The 4,739-nt window shown below is 65.2% G+C and carries 5 protein-coding genes; 2 read left to right on the plus strand and 3 right to left on the minus strand.

The features are described 5' to 3' along the window. Both WAN71_RS21935 and WAN71_RS21940 read right to left on the minus strand, forming a co-directional pair. A partial coding sequence (locus WAN71_RS21935) for an acyl-CoA dehydrogenase family protein (RefSeq protein WP_422227346.1) occupies positions 1-2,069 on the minus strand: 2,069 nt, incomplete at its 3' end. A gap of 75 nt (positions 2,070-2,144) precedes the next feature. After that, positions 2,145-2,339, minus strand: coding sequence for a ferredoxin (locus tag WAN71_RS21940; RefSeq protein WP_422227347.1), 195 nt, complete (start codon positions 2,337-2,339; stop codon positions 2,145-2,147). Between the two features lie 114 nt (positions 2,340-2,453). On the opposite strand from WAN71_RS21940, the gene WAN71_RS21945 reads away from it, so the two are divergent. Beyond that, positions 2,454-2,852 carry a VOC family protein gene (locus WAN71_RS21945; protein WP_422227348.1) on the plus strand — a complete coding sequence of 133 codons (399 nt, stop codon included), beginning with the start codon at positions 2,454-2,456 and terminating at the stop codon, positions 2,850-2,852. A 256-nt stretch (positions 2,853-3,108) separates the two neighbouring features. Beyond that, a complete protein-coding gene (locus tag WAN71_RS21950) occupies positions 3,109-4,263 on the plus strand; it encodes an acyl-CoA dehydrogenase family protein (RefSeq protein WP_422227349.1) in 1,155 nt (384 codons plus the stop codon). Here WAN71_RS21950 and WAN71_RS21955 read toward each other — a convergent pair. Next, positions 4,260-4,739 (minus strand): amidohydrolase family protein (locus WAN71_RS21955; protein WP_422227350.1); only part of this gene is annotated, 480 nt, incomplete at its 5' end. The two genes, WAN71_RS21950 and WAN71_RS21955, sit on opposite strands and share 4 nt — an antisense overlap.

A 4,739-nucleotide genomic window follows, 5' to 3' on the forward strand; every position in this document is an offset into this window, starting at 1 on the left:
CCCGACTCCTCGAGGTCGGCCTCGGCCGCCGCGAGAACCTGGCTGCGGGCACCCTCCAGCGCGACGAGCATGTCCGCACACCGGTGCGACACCGCCTGGAAGCTGCCGATGGGGCGGCCGAACTGATGCCGCTCGCGTGCCCAGTCGACGGCCATCGCCAGAGCTCGCGAGCCCACCCCGATCGAGTCGGCGGCCACGGCCAGCACCGCCTGGCGGTAGGCGTCGCGTAGCACCGACGGCACATCGGCCCCGTCGGCCAGCACCTCCCCCGCCGCCCGGCTGAAGGTCACCGCGCCGATGGTGCCGGTGATGTCGAGCGGCTGACGGGCCGTCACGTCAACACCATCAGCAGACGGGTCGACGGCCACCAACACCTCACCAGCACCGCCGGCGACGCGAGCCAGTGCCACCAGCACCTCGGCATGTGGTGCTCCCACCACGATCGGGACCACACCGCTAAGACCCGCCCCGTCCCACTCGGGCAGCTCAGGGCCGCTGGTCACCCAGCCGCTGTCGTTCACGGGAACGGCGAACGCCGCAGCCGTTCCGGCGGTGATCCGCTGGACCAAAGCCTTTGCGCCGCATTGCAGGGCGACGTCGAGCGCGGTCACCGTCGAAACGAGCGACGCAGGGGCCAATGCCTTCGCGGCTTCCTCGATGGCGGCGTAAAGCAGACGCGGTCGGGCGCCGGCGCCGCCCAGGGATTCATCGACGGCGAGACCCGGTAGGCCGAATTCAACGAGCGCCGACCACACTTCGGGTTCGGCCGCATCGATGGGACGCTTGCGGTCGAGCAATGCCGCCACGTCCACCTTGGCCCGAAGTGTCGCCGCCAGCACCTCGCGCAGCTCGCGTTCATCCTCCTCGGGCACGGCGAGCGGTTCGCCGGGCGTGACGGCGGCCGTACGCGTGCCCTCGCCCCGGTGTGACGGCAGCCCGAGCACGCTCTCGGCGATGGTGTTGCGTTGGATCTCCGCGGTTCCCGCGCCGATCGTGGTTGCCCGGCTCATCAGGTACCCGAATGTCCAACGCCCGCCGTCTACGGCGTCGGGCGCCCGGCTGCCCAGCGCCGCGTAGGGACCGGCCGCGCGCAGGGCGAGCGCATGCATGTGCTGTTCGAACTCCGATTTCACCAACCGGTTCACCGACGCCACACTGCCTGGATCCTCGCCGCGCAGCACCGCGGCCAATGCACGGGCGCTGTTGGCGGCAATGGTGCGAACCCCGGATTCCAGCCGCGCGACGTCCTGGCGGACCAACGGGTCGTCGTCGAGCCGTTGGGAGACGACAAGGTCGATCACCCGGTCGGCCGTGCGCCGGTACTTGAACTCGTCGGCGAGGAAAGCGGTGGCCCGCTCGTGGCCCAGCGACGTCCGCATGATCGACCAGCCCGCGCCCTCATCGCCGACCACGTTCTCGACGGGCACCGCCACGTCGTCGAGGAAGACCTCCGCAAAGTGCGCCGCGCCGCTGATGTCGCGCAGCGGACGCACCGTGATCCCCGGGCTTTTCATCGGGATCAGCAGATAGGTGATCCCGTCGGATGGTTTGTCCCCCGACCCCGTCCGCACCAGCGCGAACATCCAGTCGGCGCGGTCGGCCATCGTGGTCCACACCTTCTGCCCCGTCACCCGGTACACGTCCCCATCGCGGACGGCACGGGTCGACAGCGACGACAGGTCGCTGCCCGCCCCGGGTTCGGAAAACCCTTGACACCAGAACTCGTCGGCCCGCAGCAGCGGTGTCAGGAAACGATCCTTCTGCTGTTGGGTGCCATGGGCGATCAGGGTGGGGGCGAGGATGAACGACAGCGGGCACGGATGCGGCGGCGCACCCGCATCGGTGGTCATCCGGTAGTAGTCCAGCTGATCCTCTAGTGAGAGGTCGAGACCGCCGACCTCGTGCGGCCAGCCTGGCGCGGCAAGTTGGTGGTCGACGAGTTCGGCGTGCCACGCGCGGGCGACCTCGATGCGGTCGGGTTTCTCGCCGCCGCGCGCGGTGTCGTCCCGGCGACGACGGAAGTCGGCGAGTAGCAACTCGAGCCGGGAACGCCAATCAGCTGTCTGCATGACACTCCACAAAGTCAACCTGGTTAACTATGTAGGCAGTCTGCCGGTTACGGCAGTCGATTGGCAAGCCGCCCGTCAGCCGCCCTCGAGAATGAGGGCCATTTCGGGGCACGCGGCGACTCCGTCTCGGGTGAGCTGCTCGTCTTCCGGTCGCACTTCGTGGTCCTCGAGGATGGAGTAGCCGGACTCGTCGATCGGGAACAACTCCGGGTCGACCGCGTAGCACTGGGCGTGGCCCACGCACTTCGACTGCTCGAGGCGAACCTTCATACGACCTCCTCCGCTCGACCGTCCCAGCGCGCGGTCTCGTCCAGTCTGACAGCATAAGACTAAAGCTTTAACTATTTCGACCGCTCTCAGCGGCTGGCGGCTTAGATTCAAGGGATGCTGGGCCATCTTGGTATCAACGTTCCTGATCTCACGGCCGCCAAACGCTATTACGACGAGTTGATGCCCTTGGTCGGATTCGAGTTGTTCATAGCGGCAGAGGACCAGTTCGCGTTTAGACCAGCGGAGGGAAAACCCGGCACCTACTTGTTCTTCTATCCGGCGGTCGAGGCGGGCGCGTACTCGCGGCATCGCGCGGGACTGCAACACCTAGCCTTCATGGTGAAAACACGGTCGGCCGTTCATGAAGTGCGCAAGCTGGTTAAGCGTGTCGGTGGTGAGGTTATCCATGAGCCGCAGTCGTTTCCGCAGTATCAACCGCCCTATTTTGCAACTTTTTGGCTTGACCCGTTCGGCGTCATGCTGGAAGCGGTCTGTCACTACGATCGCGACTGACAACTGGCTGTGGACTGCTGTTCTGACACTGCTGTCGTTTTTGAAAATCGGGCCTCTACCGGCCTTACAATGCATATAAGTGGAAGCCAGTCGGGCGTGTGAGCCTGGTCCGGTCTCTTGATTCTGACAGTAGCATCCGGTACGAAGAAGACATCGCGCTGGCGACGGGACGTCGCTGCACGTCGTCGCCCACTATCGGGAGGTCTGGGAAATTGAGAACCATCGAATCTGCGCTCGGGCACCGCGCAGGACTGCGATGACGTCCAGGCTCAGTGACGAAGAGACCATGTTGGTCGATACGGTGCGGACTTTCATTGACCGCGACGTCAAGCCCACGGTCCGCGAGGTAGAGCACGCGAACGAGTACCCGGAAGCGTGGATCGAGCAGATGAAGCGGATCGGGATCTTCGGGCTCGCCGTGCCAGAGATATACGGCGGTTCGCCGGTGTCGATGCCCTGCTACATAAACGTAACCGAGGAGCTGGCCCGGGGCTGGATGAGTCTGGCCGGCGCGATGGGCGGGCACACCGTGGTCGCGAAGCTGATCTCGTTGTACGGCACCGAGGAACAGCGACAGAAGTACCTGCCGCGCATGGCGAGCGGGGAGCTGCGGGCCACGATGGCGCTCACCGAACCTGGTGGCGGCTCGGACCTGCAGGCGATGACGACCACCGCACGCGCGGAGGGCAACCAGCTGGTGATCAACGGCGCGAAGACCTGGATCAGCAACGCCCGCAGGTCCGGTCTCATCGCACTGCTATGCAAGACCGACCCACTAGCCGTCCCCCGCCATAAGGGCATTTCGATCGTCCTGGTCGAACACGGTCAGGGTCTCACCGTCTCACGCGACCTGCCCAAGCTGGGCTACAAGGGCGTGGAGAGTTGCGAGCTGTCGTTCGACGACTGCCGCGTACCGGCCTCGGCGATCCTCGGCGACGAACCGGGCAGCGGATTCGGGCAGATGATGAAAGGCCTTGAAACGGGCCGTATTCAGGTGGCATCGCGGGCGCTGGGCGTGGCGAGCGCAGCACTTGAAGACGCGCTGAAATACGCGCAGGAGCGGGAGAGCTTCGGGCAGCCGATCTGGAAGCACCAGTCCGTGGGTAACTACCTGGCCGACATGGCCACCAAACTGACTGCGGCACGCCAACTGACCCGCTACGCGGCAGAGAAATACGACAGCGGCGAGCGGTGCGACATGGAGGCCGGGATGGCCAAGCTGTTCGCGTCGGAGGTGGCCATGGAAATCGCCCTTAACGCCATCCGAATCCACGGCGGGTATGGCTATTCCACCGAATACGATGTCGAGCGCTACTTCCGCGACGCCCCACTCATGATCGTCGGCGAAGGAACCAACGAGATACAGCGTAATGTCGTTGCCGCGCAGTTGGTCTCGCGGGGCAGACTCTAGACGCCGGCAAGTTGCCGATCGCCCGACGTCACCCGCGGGAAGTTGAGCATCCGGCGGGCGTTCTCCTCGACGATCAGCGAGCATTCATCGTCGGGAATACCTGCGAGCACCTCGGCGGCCCGCTTACGCGAGTTCGGCCAGTTGGAATCGCTGTGTGGGAAGTCGATCTCGAGCATGATGCGGTCGATGCCGATGCTGTGCCGGTTCGTCAGGCCGTGCTCGTCGTCGATGAAGCAGCCCCAGAAGTGCTTGCGGAACAGATCCGACGGACGGGTGTCGAAATCGATCTTCTGGTAGTAGCGGTGCCGCTCCCACACGTAGTCGGTCCGCTCCAGGATGTAAGGCACCCAACCGATGCCGCCCTCAGCGAGCGAGATCTGCAGATCCGGGAACTGCTGCAACTTGCCGGAGAACAGCAGATCGACCGTGGACCACATCAGGTTCGTGGAGAACAGTGCCGTCGCCACGGCGAAGGG

This window comes from Mycobacterium sp. (assembly GCF_049280035.1).
In the GTDB taxonomy this organism is placed as follows: domain Bacteria; phylum Actinomycetota; class Actinomycetes; order Mycobacteriales; family Mycobacteriaceae; genus Mycobacterium.

Excerpts from the sequence above, each read along its gene's own strand:
- WAN71_RS21940 (WP_422227347.1), bottom strand. The coding sequence starts at position 2,339 with ATGAAGGTTCGCCTCGAGCAGTCGAAGTGCGTGGGCCACGCCCAGTGC.
- WAN71_RS21945 (WP_422227348.1), top strand. The coding sequence starts at position 2,454 with ATGCTGGGCCATCTTGGTATCAACGTTCCTGATCTCACGGCCGCCAAA.
- WAN71_RS21950 (WP_422227349.1), top strand. The coding sequence starts at position 3,109 with ATGACGTCCAGGCTCAGTGACGAAGAGACCATGTTGGTCGATACGGTG.